This is a genomic window from Biomaibacter sp. TOL (assembly GCF_059717795.1).
Genome location: NZ_AP046092.1, coordinates 105669 through 126034 on the forward strand (window position 1 = coordinate 105669; position 20366 = coordinate 126034).

Here is a 20366-nt window from a genome sequence, read left to right on the forward strand (position 1 = left end):
TTTTTTGAGAAATGGTCTCATCATCCGTTACAAATCTCAGCTAGAATTTTGTTCATAGCCGAAAATGACCTTTCCGCCAAACACATATTTCTCTCTTTTCTGGATCTCGTTTTTCGGTTGAATGGAGATAATATGCCGAAATTTGATTTCATTGGCTGAAAGTTTTCCGGATTAGCCGATGTAATATATTGGCACAGAGCACCAATAACGGTTTCAGAAGGGAAAACCAGGGGGCTCTTACCTTTTAAAGCTCTGGAAATATTTATCCCTGCAACAATGCCGGAAGCCGCAGATTCTATATAACCTTCAACTCCGGTAATTTGACCGGCAAAAAATAAATCTTTCTCATTTTTATATTCCAGGGTCGGTCTTAAAAACCGGGGACTGGAGATAAATGTATTGCGATGTATGAAACCGTAACGGACAAATTCAGCATTTTCCAGCCCCGGGATCAGGCCAAATACTCTTTTTTGCTCGCCCCATTTCAAACTGGTCTGAAACCCGACAATATTGAACATTGTTGCTTCCTTGTTTTCTCTTCTCAATTGGACAACAGCAAAAGGCTGTTTGCCCGTTCTCGGGTCTATTATCCCCACAGGTTTCAAAGGGCCAAACAGCAAAGTCTTGGGGCCTCTTTTCGCCATAATCTCCACTGGCATACAACCTTCAAAAAAAACCGGTTTTTCAAACTCTTTCATATTGTGAATTTCAGCATTTATAAGTTCATTGTAAAACCTATGGTACTCTTCCGGGGTAAGGGGCAGATTCACATAATCTTCATCGCCCTTGCCGTATCTTGACCCCCAGAACGCTTTTTCCCAGTTAATGGAATCTCCCATAATTATGGGACTTGCAGCATCGTAAAAGTATAGGTAACTGTTCCCCAATAAATTACCCAGCGCTTCGGAAAACTCATCTGAAGTCAGAGGCCCCGTGGCTATCACTGCAGGGGGTTTTGGAACATGCTTCATCTCCTGTCTGTAGACGGTTATATTAGGATGTTCTTCGATAATTCGCGTAATAGTTGATGAAAACTGCAACCTGTCAACGGCCAAAGCGCCTCCCGCCGGAATTCTAGTTTCATCCGCCACTTTAATGACAAGGGAATTCAACTGGCGCATCTCCCGTTTCAACAGTCCGGCTGCGCTAGTAATCTCGTCAGATCTCAAAGAATTGCTGCAAACAAGTTCTGCCAGCTTATCCGTATGATGTGCCGGAGTATTTTTATATGGCCTCATTTCATACAGCTCTACATTTATTCCGTTATTGGCTATTTGCCAGGCAGCTTCGCATCCTGCGAGGCCGCCTCCGATTACTTTGACGCTTTGCATTTGACCTCTCACTTCTTATTTTTCAGATTTAAAATCACATTCTTTGTTCGAACAAACTTCAATCTCTCCATCTTTTGTCTTTTTGATTACCATATAACTCCCGCATTCCGGGCACTGACTGCCACTGGGTTTATCCCACGAAACGAATTTGCATGTGGGATAATTGGCGCAACCGTAAAATATCCTGCCTTTTTTGGTCCTCCTTACGACCACATTGCCTCCGCAGTGGGGGCATTTGGTCCCAATTTCTTCTACCAGAGGTTTTGTATTTTTACATTCAGGAAATCCCGGACAGGCTAAAAATTTGCCATACCTGCCATTTTTTATAACCATATTCCTGCCGCACAATTCACATTTTTCGTCGGTTACCTCGTCTTCAATTTTCACTTTTTCGATTGCCTTTTCGGCGGATTTCAGTTCATTTTCAAATGGAATATAAAAAGACTCTATGACCTTTTGCCATTTTTCTTCACCGGATTCGATCCTATCCAGTTGATCTTCCATTTCAGCCGTAAAATCCACATCCACGATATCCTTGAAAAATTCCTGCATAATATTTACAACTATCTCTCCCAGTTCGGTAGGTTTAAATCTGCCATTTTCTTTTTCAACATAACCGCGTTTCTGGATTATATCAATTATGGGGGCATATGTGCTGGGTCTTCCGATGCCCTTTTCCTCCAGAGTCTTCACCAGCATGGCTTCCGTATATCTTGGAGGGGGCTGCGTAAAATGTTGTTCAGGTCTAAGCCTTTGAAGCTTTAGCACCTGACCTTCTTCAAGGACTGGCAAGGTATTTTCTTGTTTTTCCGTTTCTTCATCGGTACCCTCAATATATACAGCCATGTAACCCTGGAATTTTAAAACCGAACCTGTAGCTCTTAAAATATACTGTCCCGCCTTTATATCCACGGTTACAGTGTCATAAACGGCTGCAGACATCTGACTTGCCAAAAACCTCTCCCAGATCAGCTTATATAACTTGTATTGATCCCTTGAGAGAGAATCCTTGATGCTTTCCGGCGTCCTCGAAACAGATGTGGGCCTTATAGCTTCATGAGCATCCTGAATATTTTTCTTGTTTTTTTGAATAGGTGGACTTTCAGATATATATTCTTTGCCAAAGTTATCTTTTATATATTCTCTGGCTTCATTTTCCGCCTGTACAGCTATTCTGGTGGAATCGGTCCTTATATATGTTACAAGGCCGACAGTTCCTTCTCCTTTAATATCAAGGCCTTCATATAACTGCTGAGCTACCATCATGGTTTTTTTGGCGGTAAATTTCAGTTTCCTGGCCGCTTCCTGCTGCATGCTGCTGGTTGTAAAGGGCGGCGACGGATTTCTTTTTCTTTCACTTTTTTTAACTTCAATTACTATAAATTTTTCCTTTTCCAGCTCAGATAAAATCAAATCGCATTCCTTTTTGTTATTGATCTCGATTTTGCCATTATTTTTCAAATACAGCCGTGCCGTTATTTTAGAGCCGGTTTTCTCATCTGTAAGATTGGCGTCGATGGTCCAGTATTCTTTTGGCACGAACTCCCTTATTTCCTTTTCCCTATCACATATGATCCTTACTGCCACCGACTGGACCCTGCCGGCGCTTAATCCCCATTTTACCTTGCGCCATAGAATGGGGCTGATTTTATATCCCACGAGACGATCCAGGATTCTTCGGGCTTGCTGAGCTTCGACTAAATTAATGTCTATTTTTCTGGGATGTTTAACGGATTCGGAGACGGCATTTTTGGTAATCTCATGAAACTCCACCCTGCAGGGTTTATCTTCAGGTAATCCTAGAAGATTTGCCAGATGCCAGGATATGGCTTCTCCTTCCCGGTCGGGGTCAGTGGCCAGCAAAACGTTTTCAACCTTTGAAGCTTCTTTTTTTAGACTCTCCAGGAGGGAACCCTTGCCCCTAATAGTTATATATTTTGGCGTAAATCCCTTCTCAATATCTATTCCCAGCTGGCTTTTGGGCAAATCACGAACATGGCCCATAGAAGCCTGTATCTTATAATTTTTTCCAAGGAATTTACTTATGGTTTTTGCTTTTGCCGGCGATTCTACAATAATTAATGATTTAGCCATCTGAAATCACCTTTAATCAAAGTCGCATAATTATTTTATTAATATCATATAAAAAAGTCAAATTTTCATTATATATCCACCGGGTAGTGTTGAAATCAAACCTTTTAACTCCAGCCTTGTAATAATAGAGTTAATCTCTCCCGATGTTTTTCCCGACTGTGCCAGCAGTTGTTCTATATGAACCGGATGAAAATCTATAAGATTCAATATAATTTTCTCATCATCCTTGAGACTTAAGCAGGAAGTCTTTTCCGGCAGGGCCTTTTTATTAATAATAGTATTCTCAAGGCGCAGTTCATTTAATATATCGTTGACATCTTCCACCAGTTTTGCCCCCTGTTTAATCAGTTTGTGAGTCCCGCGACTGTAAGGGCTCATGATGCTTCCCGGCACCGCAAATACTTCCCTGCCCTGTTCCAGAGCGAAATCCGCCGTAATGAGAGATCCGCTTTTTTCCGCTGCCTCCACCACCAGAGTGCCCAAGGAAAGACCGCTTATGATTCGATTTCTGGCTGGAAAATTACTTGACAGCGGTCTCGTGCCCATTGGAAAACTTGTAACCACACATCCGCAATGTATTATCTTTTTCATTAAATTTATATTTTCAGGAGGATACATAATATCGATGCCGCACCCCAATACCGCAGTTGTTGGCCCTCCAGCGTCGGCGGCGCCTTTATGAGCACAAGAATCTATACCCCTAGCCAAACCGCTTACTACGTTAATCTCCATTGAAGCCAGTTCTCGGGCAAAAATCTCTGCTACATTTTTTCCATATGTGGATGCTTTTCGGGTCCCGACTACAGCAACAGCGTCATATTTCAGTGTAGCCGGATCCCCAAGTACATACAATACAGGGGGCGGATCATATATCTGAGATAAAAGCTCCGGATAATCATTGTCCAAAATAGTTACAATCCGGGCTCCAACCTTTTTTGCTCTGGCAATTTCTCCAGAAGGATCGACTCTTTCCCTGTATTTTAATATATGTTCGCACAACTTGCTGCTTATCCCTGGAATTTGCATCAAATCCTCCGCGGTCGCTTTTAAAAAAGCTTTAAAATCATTAAAAGCTGAGGCGATTTCGATTATTCTCTTTGATCCCAACATGGGAACCATATTAAGCGCTATTAAAAATTCGGCATCTTTCATATTCTTCCTCCATGCTATATTAGCAATTAGCAACAAATTTTTATGGAGCGCTAACACCGATTATTATAGTATTATTTAACTTAAATAGCAATTATCTTAATAATAAATATTTGTTAAAAGAATTAACCCTGAAATTAAGGAGCTATTAAACTCCATAATCTCAGGGTTTAAATCAATTTATTGAAACTCTATTATAGGTATTCTTAGTATTTGGCCGGGATATATTGTTGCCCCTGGCCCTTCAAGATAGTTAGCTTCAACGATAGCGTCAACAGTAGTATCAAACCTTCGAGCTATAGCCGCTAATGTGTCCCCCCGTTGGACGGCGTATAGGACTTCACGTTTTGTGACGGGCTGCAACATGGAGTATGGATATGATGCACCGCAGTCATACCCGTCTCTGGGTATAAATAAAATCTGGCCGGGAAAAATCACCAAATCATTTCTAATCCAATTATTTTCAATAATCCTTTGAACAGAAACATTGAATCTCCCCGATATTATTGCAACAGTGTCTCCTTGCTGAACGATATATATAATCATTTTACATCCCTCCTTTGATACCATAATATTCAGTTAAAAAAATATGTTTACTGGTCAGATAAAATTAAATATCGATTAAAAAGGAATTTGCGAATCGCAAATTCCTTTTTAATCTGATATCTGACATCTGGCATCTGAGTTTTATGCATTAATACTCAATCCCCGGTTGAGCGGCAATTCCTTTTTTGTAATGGTGTTTTATTTCCTTTACTTCACTTATCATGTCGGCTTTTTCCATTATTGTCTCAGAAGCATACCTGCCCGTCAATACGATTGTTACATGGCTGGGCTTCAAGGAGATTAGATTTAAAACAGTCTCTTCAGAAATAAGGCCAAAATCTACAGCCACATTTATTTCATCCAGGATTACCAAATCATGTTTGCCTTCGGATATAACCTTACGGGCCAGGTCGATACCTTCCCGGGCCAACTGTAAATCTTCAGAGCTGGGATCACCTTTTTTAACAAATTTATCCATACCTTTCTGTACAAGTTCAAAACCAGGCAAATATTTTCTTACTGCCTGGACTTCTCCGTATTTTTCACTGCCCTTCATAAACTGTATCATAAATACCTTTTCCCCATGACCTATAGCCCTAAGTGCGAGGCCCAAAGAAGCAGTGGTCTTTCCCTTGCCGTCTCCAGTATACAGCAAAATTAAGCCCTTTTTGCTCATTTTTATCTCTCCTTACTTCTTTATTTGATTAAATTAAATAATGATTCTAGCCAGTGTAAAACAAAATGTATTGCCGGGCTATCTACAGCATGAAAGCAACTTCACTATATCTTTAAATTCTGATAGTATTTGTCCAGATTTCTATACCTCAATGCTTCAGCCAGATGGCTTTCTTTTATATCCTGAGATTCTTCTAGATCCGCTATAGTCCTTGATACTTTTAATATCCTGTTGTAAGCCCGGGCGCTCAACTTCAGCCGTTCAAAAGCATCTCTTAATAACAGCTTTTCAGCCCTCCCCAATTTGCAGAATTTGTTTATTAGACTTGGGGTAAGCTGGGAGTTATAATAAATATTTAGCCCTTTATATCTTTCCAATTGAATGCATCTGGCATTCTCCACTCTCTTTTTGATGGTGGCGGAATCGGTTACATCGGAACTTTCAAAATCCGAAAATTTTACCGGAGCCACTTCTGTTTGTATATCTATTCTATCAAGAAGAGGACCTGAAATCCTGGAAAGGTAGTTATGAATCTGCCGCGGGGAACAGGAGCATTCATGGAAAGGATCTCCGTAAAAACCGCACGGACAGGGATTTAAAGCCGCTACCAGCATAAATTTGGCCGGATATGTAATTGTGGCATTGATTCTGGAAATGGTTATTTTTTCATCCTCCAGAGGCTGTCGCAAAAGCTCCAGTATTTCTTTTGGAAATTCCGGAAGCTCATCCAGAAAAAGAACTCCATAATGAGCAAGAGTAACTTCTCCGGGCTTTGGAATGCGTCCACCGCCTACCATCCCTACTGCTGAAATAGTGTGATGCGGTGCCCGGAAAGGCCTTTTTTTGATCAGCCCCGAGTGACCTGCCATGAAACCTGCTATGCTGTAAATCTTTGTAAGCTCCAAAGATTCCTCAAAGGTCATAGAAGGCAGAATTGTAGGAATACGCCTGGCTACCATAGTTTTTCCAGAACCCGGTGGGCCGACCATTATTAAATTATGGTGGCCGGCGGCGGCAATTTCAAGGCAGCGCTTCAAATTTTCCTGGCCTCTTACTTCAGAAAAATCACCTTCATATTTGGGTGGTGAATCTTTTTTCCCCCATACTCCTGCCGGCTTTATCTTTAACTCCCCCTTGAAAAAATCAGCTGCTTCCTTCAGTGAATTTACTCCAATTACTTCGATTCCCTGAATAACAGCGGCTTCCTCGACATTTTCCAGAGGAACCATTATTCCCTTCAAATTCTTTTCTTTGACTTCTATAGCCATCGGTAGGATACCGCTGACGGGTTTCACCCTGCCATCCAGGGAGAGTTCCCCCACCACTGCATATTGCTTCAGGGATTCTGCAGGCAGCTGTTCTGTAGCGGATAATATTCCAAGAGCAATGGGCAAATCAAAATGAGGCCCTTCTTTTTTTATATCAGCTGGAGCCAGATTAAGAGTGATTCTCTTTATCGGAAAATCGAAGTTCTGGTTTTTTATCGCTGCCCTGACCCTTTCCCTTGACTCTTTCACTGCCGTATCAGGAAGGCCTACAATGTCAAAGGCCGGTAATCCGCTGGAAATATCTACCTCCACATCCACTAAAAAACTTTCCAAACCATATATGGTACAGCTTTTAACTTGCGATAGCACTACTCTTTCGACCCCCTCCAAAAGGCGTTTTTTATATGAATGAGCTCATGTGTCTTTCCTTGATTTATTAAGACGTCTATCACGTTAAATCACAGGTTAATGAATTTATATTTTCCCTCCCCCAATGGATCTCTGCCAGCTTCATTAACTCCTGCACCAGCTCATGATCCTTGCTTTTCATCCCGCTCGGCGTCGTATAGCTTTAAGATTCTTGTCTTTCTGTCTCAGTAATATTTTCCAAAAAAACTCCTAGTATATCTTGATTCGGCACTTTTATTCAAAATCCTGCTTTTTCATATCCATGGCAAAAAAATCATCATTTGACTCAAGCAAATTACAGTTTTGCTAGGCACGCGGCGCACAGTAAACAATAAAGAGGCTTTTAGCCTCTTTATCGCAATGCCATAATTTTTATCATTTTTCCCTTGTTTCTCTATCATTATTGATCTTGCCTTCTTTTTTGTTCATTTCTTCTTCTGCAAGGTCTATCATTTTCCTTACCATGTTGCCGCCAATTTTTCCCACTTCTCGTGTGGTCATCTCTTAAAAAATTTTTCACAATTCTACAGAGCATTCATGGCATTTACTTTATGGCTATATATTGACCTTTCCTGACCTTTGTAATATCATAATATTAAGCGTTTTTAAAATAAGCTTTGCTATATAAAACTGCAGCCTGTTTAACAAAGCACAACCAGTAATGAAAACACATTTGTATTTTAGTTTTAATATGTTGTGAAAATACTTTATAAAAGAGGTGTTAAAGTTGAATATAAATAAATTAACGCAAAAATCCGCCGAAGCCCTGGCGGAGGCTCAGAAGCTTGCTGTAGAGCGCCATCACCAGGAGGTGACGCCCCGCCATCTTCTTCTTTCCCTGCTCAGCCAGGAAGACGGCTTCATCCCCGGGCTTCTGACTCTGGCCGGTGTAAATTATGAGATGTTCAAAACCTCGGCAGAAGATATTGTAAGGCGCATTCCTTCCGTCCTCGGATACGATGGACCTATGGCCATGAGCTCCGGCCTTTTACGGGTGTTGGTCCGTGCGGAAAAAGAAGCAGCTCAGATGAAGGACGAATACGTAAGTGTGGAGCACCTTCTCTTATCTCTTCTGGAAGAGGGAGACGGAGACATAAAAGATGTTTTCAAAAATTTTGGGCTGGACCGAAACAGGATTCTCGACGCTTTGAAAAAGATCCGGGGCAGCCAGCAGGTCACCAGCGAAAACCCCGAGGCCACTTACGACGCCCTCAACCGATACGGCAGAGACCTCACCCGGCTTGCCCGGGAGGGAAAGCTGGACCCGGTCATCGGCCGGGATGAAGAAATAAGAAGAGTCATTGAAATTCTTTCCAGGCGCACCAAGAACAATCCTGTTATCATCGGCGAGGCTGGAGTGGGGAAGACGGCTATCGTGGAGGGTCTGGCCCGGCGCATAGTATCCAAAGATGTGCCCGAGGGTTTGAAGGATAAGAAAATAATAGCGCTGGACATGGGGGCCCTCATCGCCGGCGCCAAATTTAGGGGAGAATTCGAGGAAAGGCTGAAAGCTGTGTTGAAAGAAGTCCAGAACTCCGACGGCCGGATCATATTGTTCATCGACGAGCTTCACACCGTAGTGGGAGCCGGCGCTGCCGAGGGTGCGCTGGACGCCGGCAATCTCTTGAAGCCCATGCTGGCCCGGGGTGAGCTCCGCGCCATCGGGGCCACCACCATAGAGGAATATCGAAAATACATCGAAAAAGACAAGGCTCTGGAGCGCCGTTTCCAGCCGGTGCTGGTAGAGCCGCCTTCGGTGGAAGACACCATTTCCATATTGAGGGGCCTTAAAGAAAAATACGAGGTATATCACGGAGTCAGAATCAAAGACAGTGCCATCATCGCCGCTGCGGTGCTTTCTGACAGATATATTCCTGATAGATTCCTGCCTGACAAGGCTATAGACCTGATGGATGAAGCGGCAGCGCGCCTTCGGACGGAAATAGACAGCATGCCTGCGGAACTGGATGAAATCCTGCGAAAAATTACCCAGTTCCAGATAGAAGAAGCGGCCTTAAAGAAGGAAAATGACCCACAGTCTATGGAACGGCTTGAAAAAATTAAAAATCAGCTCGCCCAGTTAAACGTCAAAGCCAACAGCATGAAAGAACGCTGGAAACAGGAAAAAGACAGGATAACGAAAATTCACGACCTTAAAAAGCAGATTGATGAAGTTAAAATCCAGATTGAAAGAGCCGAACGGGAATATGATTTGAACAAAGTGGCGGAACTGAAATTCGGCAGGTTGAACGAACTGGAAAGAAAGTTGAGCGAGGAAGAAAATGCCATGATGAAGGAACATGCAAAAGAGGCTCTCTTAAAAGAAGAGGTGGATGAAGAAGAAATAGCCCGGGTGGTAAGCCAGTGGACAGGTGTTCCCCTGAACCGCATCATGGAAGGAGAAAAACAAAAGCTGCTGCACCTGGAGGATATCCTCCACAGGCGGGTGGTGGGCCAGGAAGATGCTGTTAAAGCCGTGGCTGACGCAGTGCTCCGGGCGCGGGCCGGCATAAAAGACCCCGGCAGGCCGGTGGGTAGCTTTATCTTTCTTGGGCCCACGGGAGTGGGCAAAACAGAACTGGCCAAATCTCTTGCAGAAGCCCTGTTCGACGATGAGCGCAACATCATAAGGATTGATATGTCCGAGTATATGGAAAAGCATTCGGTTTCAAGGCTCATAGGAGCGCCTCCGGGATACGTGGGTTACGAGGAGGGCGGCCAGCTGACTGAGGCGGTCAGGAGCCATCCCTATTCGGTCATCCTTCTGGATGAAATAGAAAAAGCTCACAGCGATGTATTCAACGTTTTGCTGCAGATTCTCGACGACGGCAGGCTCACCGACGGCAAGGGGCGAACCGTGGACTTTAAGAATACCGTCATCATCATGACCTCCAATCTTGGAAGCCATGAAATCCTGGAATTTCAGGCGGGAGGCGGCAAAGATTTTTCTATAGTTAAAGAGCGGGTACTTAATCTCCTGAGGCGTCAATTCAAACCCGAGTTTTTAAACCGGGTGGATGAGGTAATAGTATTTCATCCACTGGAAAAATCTCATATGAAACAAATCTCCCAAATGCTTCTGGAGAAATTCGCCCAGAGGGTAAAGGATTTTGCCGGCTTGGAACTTACTTGGTCCGAAAAAACCCTCAATTATCTTTCTGAAAAGGGATATGATCCTTCTTATGGGGCAAGACCGCTGAAGAGGCTCATCCAGCAGGAAATTGAAACCCCACTGAGCCGTATGATAGTTCAGGGCGTAAAATCGGACGAAAAAATAAACCTGGATGAGCTGATAGATTAAACTAGTCGTTTTCGCCGGCGGCAATCAATGCCGCACCTAAAGCACCGACAATCTGCGGTTCAAATGGAACTATTATCTTTTCCTGGATTTTGTTTTCTATTTCATACACCACTCCATTGTTTTTGGCGACTCCACCTGTCATCATGTATTTTGCGCGCTTTCCCACCCTGCCCAAAAGCGAGGCGACCTTCGATGCCACCGACCTGTTCAATCCCCTGATAATATCCCTTTTATCTTTATTTTGTGCAATCAGGGAGATGACTTCGGATTCGGCAAAGACGGTGCACATGCTAGTTATTGTGATATCCTCTTTAAAATCCCTTACAACCTCTGCCATGTCTTCAATGGAAACCTGAAGAACTCTTGCCATGACATCCAAAAACCTTCCGGTTCCCGCCGAACATTTGTCATTCATGACAAAATCAACCACGTTTCCGCAATCATCCAGCCTTATCACCTTGCTGTCCTGGCCGCCAATGTCTATTATCGTCCTCACGCCGCTGTCAAGGTAAAATGCCCCTTTTCCATGACAGGTTATCTCCGTGACGGATTTGTCTGAAAAGGGAATACTTATTCTTCCATACCCTGTGGAAACAACGCAGGAGATATCTTCTCTTCTTAAATTGGCTTTCTCAAGAGCAATCCGATATGCCTCCCAGGCGCTGTCCAGGGCCTTTGCCCCAGTGGGAATGATGGAATAGGAGATAATGTTTTTATCCTGATCCAGTATTACGGCATTTGTCGACGTGGACCCGCTGTCGATGCCCATGAAGTATCCTCTGTTTTTTACCTGCACTTCGATTTTTCTGACTCCAACGGATTCCAGAAAGGCATCCACCCTGTTCAGGATTTGACCGCCGTCAAAATCCAGGTAATCCGTTTCAATCTTTAATATGGGCACATTCAAAAAATTTTTCAGGGAAGCATATTCAAAAGAGTAAAAATCGCAAAACTTCACGGTGTTATAAATAATGCCCTTTAGATTGTAATTTTTTAAAAAAGCCAGCCTATCTGCGGTCATCCTCATGCAAGGATAAGAATTCATAATTGCAGACGCATAGTTGAAAATTAAATCATTCCCTTGCATTATATTTGACAGCCTGTGCTCCCCCGTGCACGTCAAATTTATTACATTGATATTGCACCTTTTCCCTATGTTTTTTATTACTTCATCTCTGAACCTCGCACCCAAAACCGCGATACATTCATTCGAGTCATAAATTTTTGCCTTGTGTTCTTTTAATATATTTTTAAACCTATCTTGATCAAATTTCTTACCCTTATATTCTTCATAAGCTCTGATAAACTCAAGTAATTCCGCATAAAACAAATTGCATGCGCTCTCATTTATCTTTCTCGGCAGGTCGATCACATGCAAAAATTTAACCTTATTCTTTAATATTTCGGCAAGTCTTCTTATACTGTCACAGCAGTTTACCAGGACCACCTCGTCAATATTTTTTTGCAGTATATCCTCCAGGGTCCCCTTCATAAAGCTGCACATATTGGGGTGAGTCAAACCTTCGGCTTTTTCATAAGTCTTAATTTCCGGATCAATCCTTGACACTTCCTCATCAAAGGCTTTGATTATCTCCACAGGTGTGTATTTGCAGACATAACCTATCATGTTGTCACCTTCTCTTCAGCATTTCCAGAAAGGCCTCAAGCCTTGTCCTTATCTGGCCCTCCTGATTATTTCTCTTATCTATTGCGTCACCGTCTACAGCCAGAAAGGGAATGCCTCTTTCCCTGAAATAATTCCTGTAAATGCCGACGCCGCCGATGGATTGTTTACACCCCCAATGACAAAACTGTATTATACCGTCGGGCTTTATCTCATCAACCAAATTGGAAACGGCCTTTACTCTCCTTTCGAAACCGCCGTTGTATATGTTTAAAATCATCTTTTCGGCTATGGCTTCAAAGGGATCCGGACAATACATTTCGTCGAGGAAATCATAATTCAAATCACTACCTAAAATTTGAAACTCACTGCTGAAATTTAAATATTTCTTAAAACTCTTTTCAAACATCGGGAGCAGATGGACAAAAAATATGCCTTTACCGCTCCTGTCGGGCGCTTTTTTTATATCATCCACAAGGCGCTCATAAAAATCGAACGTCTCTTTAAGTCCCATGAAAACATGGGAGGTAAAGAGCATGTACATTTCCGTAGCCATAGTAGCGTTAAAACTTTTATATTTCAAGTTATTAATATACTCTTTTATTAATTTTCTAGTCCGGTTTTCCAGCGAAATTATCTCCCTCAATCTGTCAAGGTCCAGTTTTTTGTTAAAGACGCCTTCAATCAATCCTATCATTTCAAGTAATTGTCCTTTTACGTATTCAACGGTATTCCGGTTATATTCATACGGAATATCAATTATGTAAATAGGGATATCGAATTTGGCGGCCAGATATCTGAAGGTGTTAATGTTTGCGTCACAGACCATGGAAGTGGTTACAGCCATTTTGGGTTTTGGGAGTATTCCCAATTCACCGGAACCTATGAAAGCCTTGTGATAGCTGCAAAGTGTATTAGATATGCCAGCGGATTCGGCTTTATCTATGAGACAATCTTCTACACAGAATCCCGACATATATGATGAATAGGCTTCGATAAAGAGCGGATATATGTCCATGGCATGCAGGAACTCTGTCGGTGCAAAGACATTGACCCAGACGGCGTTTTGCGGGTTATCTATGGGTGCCCTTATATATTTAAAGCACAATTTGCTTAAAGACCGGAGAGATTCGGGCAATCTCCTGTCCGGGAAAAAGCTGACGTATTTTTCCGCCACATTAAGGCCGTATTTTATAAATTTATAAGCTATGGTAGATTTGTCAAGGTTTTTTCTCACCAATTTTAGGTATGCGTTCACCGCGTTCATGTCAATCCATCACATCCTGCAACGACATCAGGCATTTTGGAAAAACAGCGCCAGGGTGCCGGGACCGGCATGACTTCCTATTACCGGCCCTATCCACGAAATAATTATATCTTTTACACCGTACTTCGTTTTTATTGTATCCGCCAGTTCAAGAGCCATTTCTTCGTTATCACCATGGCTTATGCCAATTATCTGGTTTTCAATATTTTTGCCCCTTTGTGCCATTATCTCCACCATTCGCTTTATCACATTTTTACGGCCCCTCACCTTTTCCAGGGGTTGGATGGCTCCATCCACAAAATGCAAAATTGGCTTTATGTTGAGCAGGCTTCCCACAAAAGCCTGAGCAGCAGAAATCCTTCCTCCGCGCTTCAGGTGATCCAGGGAATCCACGGTAAATATGTGCTCCATGTGTTCGGCATAGGGCACAATTTCCTCGACAATTTCTTTTGGGTTTTTACCGTCCCGGGCCATTTTAGCCGCTTTCATCACCACAAGGCCTTGTCCCAGACTCGCACACTTTGAATCCAGTACCACTATATCATCACTTTTCAGAGTATCTTTTGCCATTAATGCTGATTGATAACTGCTTGTGAGTTTCGAGGACAGTCCTATGACCACCGGCGCATAATTTTCTTTTAAGCACTCTTCGAAGGTCTTTATAAAAGTTGCTACAGAAACTTGAGAAGTAGTGGGTATGATCTGATTATTTCTCATCATATCGTAAAACTCTTTTACAGTAAGACCGGAAATGTTCATTTCAGGTTTGTCTTTTACCGAAACGGGCATTGTCAAAACCTTTATAGGGTATTGATCAATTATCTCTCCTGGAAGGTCGCAGGATGTGTCTGTAATTATAATAGCTTTTTTCATCATATTTCTCCTAAATTTATATTACTATTCACATAAGCTTTTCCTTTTCTATTTTTTCTCTGGAATACGTAAAAATATCGAAGCCAAGATAGATCGATTTTTCTAATAAGCTTAGCATTTAAATCTCTCCCTTTTGTCAAAATTTAATCTACACTATTTGTATTGCATTTAAGGCGTCAGGCAAATTTTTCTTGTCCTCATCAAGCATAACCTGTATAGCTATCCCAAACATTGCTCCCAGAATCATCCTAGCTAAGAGGGCCGGAGAGTACCCTTGCAAATTTTCCATTAAATGGCTATTCTTTAAAATCAGTTCTTCTATCATGTTTGATAAATCTTTAAATAAGTTTCGCAGCAGGGTACTAAAAGAAGGAGACCAGAGGGCAAGGCCGGTAAAATCATATAATAAACGGAATAGCCCCGGATTGTTTTTTAGCATTTCCTTAAAAAATTTAATCAATGACGATAGCCTTTCTTTTGCGGTTTTCCCTTTTTTTAAATAGGTTTCCACTTCAAATAGATATTTTTTTATCATCATTTTTATTACTTCCCTGAAAAGGCCCTCTTTGTTTCTTATAACTTCAAAATTGACGCCAGCTCTTCAAAAAATTCGCCTGCTTTGCAGTGAGCTGTTACGGTAGCTCGGCTATCAAACGGGGTCGGTTCTTTGTTGATGATTACCATTTGTCTTGCAAGATAAGGCATGTCTGCTACTGGGTATACTTGCAGACTGCTTCCTACCACAATTAATAGTTCGCAACCCTCTAAAGCCTCCCGTGCCCTGTAATAGTCGCTGCTCATCGGATCTTCGAAAAGCACTACATCAGGCCTGAGTATACCGCCGCATGTTTTGCATTTCGGGGGAACTATCCCGTCTTCAAACTGTCGAACAGCTTCGGAAAAATCATATTTATGATTGCAACCCATACAGCGACACGTGCGAAGGTGGCCGTGAACTTCCCATACGTTTCTGGAACCCGCTTTAATGTGAAGCCCGTCGATATTTTGGGTTATAACTCCACGGATAAAGTTCTTTTCTTCCATTTTTGCAAGAACCCGGTGAGCAGTATTCGGCTCGGCGTTTGCGTATTTAATCCAGCGGGGCAGGTTAAAATTATAAAATTCTACAGGGTCGGAAATTAAAGCCGAAAGGCTGGCCTTTGACATTGGGTCATATTTTTCCCATAGCCCCGAGCCTTTGCTTCTATAGTCCGGAATCCCGCTTTCGGTGCTGATGCCGGCACCGGTAAGTGCAAGGGTTTTGCCGGATCTTTTAATCAGATCAGCTGTTTTGAGCGTCATTTCTCTTAAACAATCCACGCTTTCATCCCTCTCGATGCAAAAGGTCCTTTTTTTTGTTAACATTTCTTTATGGAAATTTGACCCACATTGTCAAATGCAGGTAGGCCGCCAGATATATCAATTTCCACATACACCAGAAAACTTTCAAGGCCATAAATGGCGCAGCTTAAAGCTTGTGCCAGCATTATTATCCCCCTCTAAAAGGCGTTTTTAACATGCGTGATCTCAAAAAGGCGTGGTTTTTTTATAAATATATCTATTACATCGAATCTTATTTCGGAAAAATATACTTTCTTTTCGTTAATGAAACTCATCGCAACTTTTTTTATTTTCTTCTGTTTAATGTAATTAACCGCTTCTAAGCCCATGCCGAATTTTAAGGAGCTCCTGGTTTTAACTTCAACAAAAATAAGTGTTTCACCCTGTTTGGCTATAATATCTATCTCGCCATACCGACACCTGTAGTTTACGGCAAGCACATCATAATTGTTTCGTTTTAAAAAATCCGCCGCCAATTTTTCACCCGCGACCCCGATTTTTTTGTTATCCACTTTAAATCTCCAGTCCTTTAATTGAAAAACTTTTCCTGTGTATAGGACAATAACCAAATTTTTTTATAGAATCGATATGCTCTTTAGTCCCATAGCCTTTATTCCGTGAAAATCCGTATTGCGGATATATTTTATCATAGTTTTTCATTATCCTGTCACGCTCAACCTTGGCTATTATAGAAGCGGCCGCGATGCAAGCGCACAGATTATCTCCATGAATTACCGCTTGTTGCGGAATAACCACACCGGGTATTTTAACCGCATCCACCAGTATAAAGTCAGGTTTTACGGAGAGCTTTTCTACGGCTTTTTTCATGGTATACAGTGTTGCATTCAGGATATTGTGTTCATCTATGTAATCTTTGTCCACCACATCAAAAGCATAAGATACGGCGGTTTTTATCACTTGTTCATAGACCGCCTCTCTTTTTCTCTCACTCAAAAGTTTTGAATCCTTTAAATCAATAATATTAGTATCTAACCGGAGAATGGCGGCCGCAGCCACCACCGGCCCGGCCAAAGGCCCTCTGCCCGCTTCATCGACTCCCGCAATCAGAGTGTAACCTTTTTCCCGGAGACTTCGTTCCATATCATACAATGCCGAAAGTCTCTTTAATTCTTTGGCCAAATCCTTCAAAGAGGAACCCACCTTCCATTTCAGATACCGAATATAGTTTGATTCGATATTTTTTGCCAAAATCCTCCTTGTTCATCGGGCTTCTCCAGGGAAATTCTTCCGAGTTTACCCTGACGGTACTCTAATAAAAGGGTTTTTGCACTTCTCTCTAAATCGGGCACTCCTTTCGCCATAAGAAACCCCCTTTTCTGCGCTATATATTTCAACATTTCATGGGGTTCTTCGGTATTTATCATTTTGTACCTTTCCCTCAAGCTGTGAGGATACTCTCTTGACAGAAATCCCAGAAGAATATATGCTATCCCCTCAATATCAATCAATTCTTCTTTTATGGAACCAAGTAATGCAAGTTTTATTCCAGTGGCTTTATCTTCAAATTTGGGCCATAATATCCCGGGGGTGTCCAGCAGTTCCAGCTCCTTCTCCACTTTCAGCCACATTTTGCTCTTGGTGACTCCGGGTATATCCCCGATCCTGGCCCCCTTACGGCCGGCCATCTGATTGATAATAGACGATTTCCCCACGTTGGGAATGCCTATTATCATACACCTGGTAGGTCTTCCGGCCGGTTTAAATACGGATAATCTTTTAATCAAATTTATCAATTTTTTAACACTGCACCGGTCTGTAGAATTTATATCTATTGCTTTCAATTTCATCTGCCTGAATTTATTGAGCCACATCTCCGTAATTTTTTCGTCGGCCAGGTCGGCCTTATTCAAAACTATGATTTTTTGCGCATTGCCTGAAAGTTCATCGAGGTCCGGGAGATGACTTGCAATGGGAGCTCTGGCATCAACCAACTCTATAACCACATCCACAAGCCTTATATTCTCTTTTATAATCCTCCTGGCTTTTGCCATATGGCCGGGATACCATTGTATATCCATATTCCACCACCTTAAAATAATAAGGGGACTGTAAATCAGTCCCTTTCTTTTATCCTGGCCGCTTTGCCTCTTAAATTCCTCATGTAATAAAGTTTGGCACGGCGTACGCGCCCTTTCTTAACAATTTCTATTTTATCGATGCGGGGTGAATTTAACGGAAATATTCTTTCCACGCCCACACCATAAGAAACTTTTCTCACTGTAAAAGTTTCTCTCAAGCCGCCGCCTCTTCTGGCTATGACCGTGCCTTCAAAGATCTGAATACGTTCCCTGCCGCCTTCCACAACTTTCGTATATACTTTCACCGTATCTCCCGGTCTGAAGTCAGGGATATCTTTTCTTATTTGTTCCTGTTCAACAGCGGTTATTAAGTCCACACCTTATCCCTCCCTTGCGTTTAGTGACAGAACATATTATAACATAACGGTTTTTTCTTAGCAATTAAATTCCTAATTCCTCTCCATAACTACGAACTATTCCAGCAGTTTTTTATCATTGTCGCTCAGTTCAAGCTTAAAAAATAAATCGGGCCTTCTTTCACGGGTTATCTTCAAAGCCTCCCTGCGCCTGAATCGTTCTATTTCCTTGTGATTGCCGGAAAGTAAAACTTCAGGCACTTTCAGGTCCCTGTAAACTTCAGGTCGGGTATATTGAGGGTATTCCAGGAGCCCTTCGCAAAAAGATTCGTTTTGGGATGATTCATGGCTGCCAAGGACGCCGGGTACAAACCTAGCTGTAGCATCCACCACGGCAAGGGCCGGCACCTCTCCTCCCGTAAGAATATAATCGCCTATGGATATTTCATCGGTTATTATTGTTTTTACTCTTTCATCAACACCCTCGTAATGGCCGCATATAATTATTAGGTGTTCTTCCATGGAAAGGTTTCGGGCCAACTGATTATCGAAAAGCTTTCCTTGAGGAGACATTAAAATAATTCGCCTTTTGGCGCTTTTAAAGTCTGAAATGGCATATTCAACTGCTTCAAATATAGGTTCGGGCTTCATCACCATACCACATCCCCCGCCATAGGGATAATCGTCCACTTTTTTATGACGGTCATGTGAAAAGTCCCTTATATTTACAAGCTTTATTCTTATAAGATCTTTTTCCTGTGCTCTCTTCAGTATGCTTACATCCAGCGGCCCAGTGAAAAACTCTGGAAAAAGGGTGAGGATATGGATTTGAAGCACTATGCCATTCCCTCCATAAGCTGCACTACCATTTTATTATTTTCTAAATCTATTTTTTTTACCACATGTCTGACGGCGGGAATGAATATTTCCCTTCCGTTTTCCCCCTTTACAACGTAGACATCGTTTGCCCCTGTCTGAATAACATCGACTATTCTGCCGAGAGGTTCGCCACTTTCAGTTAATACGCAAAGCCCAATTATATCGCAGATAAAAAACCTTCCTTCGGGCAATTTGACTGCATCTTTCCGGAGGACTTTTAAATAACCCCCCCTGAATTTTTCAGCCTGTTCCGGCGTATCAATGTTCTTTAGCTTTAATACTACAAAAACATCTTTTAAATATAATACAGATTCTACATCGCTGCAGACAGGCACATCTCCGACATCTATGAATACCCTAGCAAGTTTGTCAAATCTCTTGACGTCATCCGTCAATGCTTCAACCTTTACCTGACCTTTAACACCCCAGGGGGATAAAATCCTTCCCACAGTTATATACTTGTCCAAAGAAATATTCACATCCTCGAAAGAATAAACCATTTATTACTAAAATTTTGCTGTTCACTGGCGCATAATCAAGAGGAGCGGCGGCATTTTGGGTAAACAAAATCAGCGCAGTACCGCCGCTTAGTGTACTAACTTAAGTCTTACACTCAAAAAATTATATAATTTCCACTACCACTCTTTTACCGTCTTTAGCAGCGGCTGCTTTTACCACAGTGCGGATTGCTTTTGCAATCCTGCCCTGTTTGCCTATAACCTTACCCATGTCTTCGGGATCCACTTTGAGCTCAAGAATAATGGACTGTTCACCTTCTACTTGATTGACTGTTACATTTTCAGGATGATCCACCAGTGCTTTTGCAATGTATTCTACTAATTCTACCACAATAATTTCCTCCTTCGTTCCTTCCCTGCCCATTATAATGACCGAAGAAACCCGAGCATATTAATGTTTTAGGCTTCAACGGCATCAGTATCGGCAGATTGTTTAGGTTTGGGGTTTTCCAAAATACCGATTGTCTTGAACAAATACCTTACGGTATCCGTTGGAATTGCGCCCTTTTTCAACCAATCGGTCGCCTTTTCCTGATTGATTTTTATCTCAGCAGGGTCCGTAAGCGGATTATAATATCCTATCTCCTCGATAAATCTTCCATCTCTGGGCATCCTGCTGTCGGCCACTACTACTCTGTAAAAGGGCTTTTTTTTAGCCCCCATTCGCCTTAATCTTATTTTAACCGCCACCTTTTC

The 20366-nt window shown here is 42.2% G+C and carries 21 protein-coding genes and 1 pseudogene; 1 reads left to right on the forward strand and 21 read right to left on the reverse strand.

The window, feature by feature from the left end:
• Positions 1-20: 20 nt before the first annotated feature.
• The 7 genes and pseudogenes from trmFO to AC6I1H_RS00605 all read right to left on the reverse strand — a co-directional run.
• On the reverse strand, positions 21-1331 hold the full coding sequence (gene trmFO / locus AC6I1H_RS00575) for an FADH(2)-oxidizing methylenetetrahydrofolate--tRNA-(uracil(54)-C(5))-methyltransferase TrmFO (RefSeq protein ID WP_497739126.1): 1311 nt from the start codon (positions 1329-1331) through the stop codon (positions 21-23).
• 15 nt (positions 1332-1346) lie between these two features.
• The gene (gene topA, locus AC6I1H_RS00580; protein WP_497739127.1) at positions 1347-3425 is read right to left on the reverse strand and encodes a type I DNA topoisomerase; all 2079 of its coding nucleotides are present in this window, start codon (positions 3423-3425) and stop codon (positions 1347-1349) included.
• A gap of 57 nt (positions 3426-3482) precedes the next feature.
• Positions 3483-4577, reverse strand: coding sequence for a DNA-processing protein DprA (gene dprA, locus AC6I1H_RS00585; protein WP_497739128.1), 1095 nt, complete (start codon positions 4575-4577; stop codon positions 3483-3485).
• Positions 4578-4754: 177 nt separating this feature from the next.
• The gene (locus AC6I1H_RS00590; protein ID WP_497739129.1) at positions 4755-5120 is read right to left on the reverse strand and encodes a LysM peptidoglycan-binding domain-containing protein; all 366 of its coding nucleotides are present in this window, start codon (positions 5118-5120) and stop codon (positions 4755-4757) included.
• 148 nt (positions 5121-5268) lie between these two features.
• Positions 5269-5796, reverse strand: coding sequence for a cob(I)yrinic acid a,c-diamide adenosyltransferase (gene cobO / locus AC6I1H_RS00595; protein WP_497739130.1), 528 nt, complete (start codon positions 5794-5796; stop codon positions 5269-5271).
• A gap of 104 nt (positions 5797-5900) precedes the next feature.
• Entirely contained in the window at positions 5901-7433 is a 1533-nt protein-coding gene (locus AC6I1H_RS00600) for a YifB family Mg chelatase-like AAA ATPase (RefSeq protein WP_497739131.1), read from the reverse strand.
• A gap of 414 nt (positions 7434-7847) precedes the next feature.
• Positions 7848-7973, reverse strand: a pseudogene (locus tag AC6I1H_RS00605) (small, acid-soluble spore protein, alpha/beta type); the annotation flags it as partial.
• 226 nt (positions 7974-8199) lie between these two features.
• Here AC6I1H_RS00605 and clpB point away from each other — a divergent pair.
• Positions 8200-10773 (forward strand): ATP-dependent chaperone ClpB, encoded by a 2574-nt coding sequence (clpB, locus tag AC6I1H_RS00610; RefSeq protein ID WP_497739132.1) that lies wholly within the window; start codon positions 8200-8202, stop codon positions 10771-10773.
• A gap of 1 nt (position 10774) precedes the next feature.
• Here clpB and AC6I1H_RS00615 read toward each other — a convergent pair whose 3' ends face one another.
• From AC6I1H_RS00615 to rpsP, 14 genes are all read right to left on the reverse strand, one after another.
• Entirely contained in the window at positions 10775-12400 is a 1626-nt protein-coding gene (locus AC6I1H_RS00615) for an acyl-CoA dehydratase activase (protein ID WP_497739133.1), read from the reverse strand.
• A gap of 4 nt (positions 12401-12404) precedes the next feature.
• Entirely contained in the window at positions 12405-13664 is a 1260-nt protein-coding gene (locus AC6I1H_RS00620) for a 2-hydroxyacyl-CoA dehydratase subunit D (RefSeq protein ID WP_497739134.1), read from the reverse strand.
• A 27-nt stretch (positions 13665-13691) separates the two neighbouring features.
• Positions 13692-14537 (reverse strand): DegV family protein, encoded by an 846-nt coding sequence (locus AC6I1H_RS00625; RefSeq protein WP_497739135.1) that lies wholly within the window; start codon positions 14535-14537, stop codon positions 13692-13694.
• A gap of 148 nt (positions 14538-14685) precedes the next feature.
• On the reverse strand, positions 14686-15075 hold the full coding sequence (locus tag AC6I1H_RS00630) for a hypothetical protein (protein ID WP_497739136.1): 390 nt from the start codon (positions 15073-15075) through the stop codon (positions 14686-14688).
• Between the two features lie 35 nt (positions 15076-15110).
• On the reverse strand, positions 15111-15857 hold the full coding sequence (locus tag AC6I1H_RS00635) for an SIR2 family NAD-dependent protein deacylase (protein WP_497739137.1): 747 nt from the start codon (positions 15855-15857) through the stop codon (positions 15111-15113).
• A gap of 38 nt (positions 15858-15895) precedes the next feature.
• A complete protein-coding gene (locus AC6I1H_RS00640; protein WP_497739138.1) occupies positions 15896-16024 on the reverse strand; it encodes a hypothetical protein in 129 nt (42 codons plus the stop codon).
• 12 nt (positions 16025-16036) lie between these two features.
• Positions 16037-16390, reverse strand: a complete 354-nt coding sequence (locus AC6I1H_RS00645) for a YraN family protein (protein ID WP_497739139.1) — start codon at positions 16388-16390, stop codon at positions 16037-16039.
• 1 nt (position 16391) lies between these two features.
• On the reverse strand, positions 16392-17027 hold the full coding sequence (gene rnhB, locus AC6I1H_RS00650; RefSeq protein ID WP_497739140.1) for a ribonuclease HII: 636 nt from the start codon (positions 17025-17027) through the stop codon (positions 16392-16394).
• 20 nt (positions 17028-17047) lie between these two features.
• A complete protein-coding gene (gene ylqF, locus AC6I1H_RS00655; protein WP_497739141.1) occupies positions 17048-17917 on the reverse strand; it encodes a ribosome biogenesis GTPase YlqF in 870 nt (289 codons plus the stop codon).
• A gap of 35 nt (positions 17918-17952) precedes the next feature.
• Positions 17953-18294 (reverse strand): 50S ribosomal protein L19, encoded by a 342-nt coding sequence (rplS, locus tag AC6I1H_RS00660; RefSeq protein ID WP_497739142.1) that lies wholly within the window; start codon positions 18292-18294, stop codon positions 17953-17955.
• Between the two features lie 96 nt (positions 18295-18390).
• Positions 18391-19110: a tRNA (guanosine(37)-N1)-methyltransferase TrmD gene (gene trmD / locus AC6I1H_RS00665; RefSeq protein WP_497739143.1), complete on the reverse strand. Its 720-nt coding sequence runs from the start codon at positions 19108-19110 to the stop codon at positions 18391-18393.
• Entirely contained in the window at positions 19110-19619 is a 510-nt protein-coding gene (gene rimM, locus AC6I1H_RS00670) for a ribosome maturation factor RimM (protein ID WP_497739144.1), read from the reverse strand. Before rimM ends, trmD begins: the two co-directional genes overlap by 1 nt.
• Positions 19620-19773: 154 nt before the next feature.
• Positions 19774-20001 (reverse strand): KH domain-containing protein, encoded by a 228-nt coding sequence (locus tag AC6I1H_RS00675; protein WP_497739145.1) that lies wholly within the window; start codon positions 19999-20001, stop codon positions 19774-19776.
• A gap of 68 nt (positions 20002-20069) precedes the next feature.
• Positions 20070-20360 carry a 30S ribosomal protein S16 gene (gene rpsP, locus AC6I1H_RS00680; RefSeq protein ID WP_497739146.1) on the reverse strand — a complete coding sequence of 97 codons (291 nt, stop codon included), beginning with the start codon at positions 20358-20360 and terminating at the stop codon, positions 20070-20072.
• Between the last annotated feature and the right edge of the window lie 6 nt (positions 20361-20366).

Coding starts and splice junctions, on each gene's coding strand:
- ylqF (WP_497739141.1), bottom strand. CDS start 17,917: ATGGATATACAATGGTATCCCGGCCATATGGCAAAAGCCAGGAGGATT.
- dprA (WP_497739128.1), bottom strand. CDS start 4,577: ATGAAAGATGCCGAATTTTTAATAGCGCTTAATATGGTTCCCATGTTG.
- AC6I1H_RS00625 (WP_497739135.1), bottom strand. CDS start 14,537: ATGAAAAAAGCTATTATAATTACAGACACATCCTGCGACCTTCCAGGA.
- cobO (WP_497739130.1), bottom strand. CDS start 5,796: ATGAGCAAAAAGGGCTTAATTTTGCTGTATACTGGAGACGGCAAGGGA.
- AC6I1H_RS00620 (WP_497739134.1), bottom strand. CDS start 13,664: ATGAACGCGGTGAACGCATACCTAAAATTGGTGAGAAAAAACCTTGAC.
- AC6I1H_RS00630 (WP_497739136.1), bottom strand. CDS start 15,075: ATGATGATAAAAAAATATCTATTTGAAGTGGAAACCTATTTAAAAAAA.
- AC6I1H_RS00640 (WP_497739138.1), bottom strand. CDS start 16,024: ATGCTGGCACAAGCTTTAAGCTGCGCCATTTATGGCCTTGAAAGTTTT.
- AC6I1H_RS00615 (WP_497739133.1), bottom strand. CDS start 12,400: ATGATAGGTTATGTCTGCAAATACACACCTGTGGAGATAATCAAAGCC.
- topA (WP_497739127.1), bottom strand. CDS start 3,425: ATGGCTAAATCATTAATTATTGTAGAATCGCCGGCAAAAGCAAAAACC.
- trmFO (WP_497739126.1), bottom strand. CDS start 1,331: ATGCAAAGCGTCAAAGTAATCGGAGGCGGCCTCGCAGGATGCGAAGCT.
- AC6I1H_RS00590 (WP_497739129.1), bottom strand. CDS start 5,120: ATGATTATATATATCGTTCAGCAAGGAGACACTGTTGCAATAATATCG.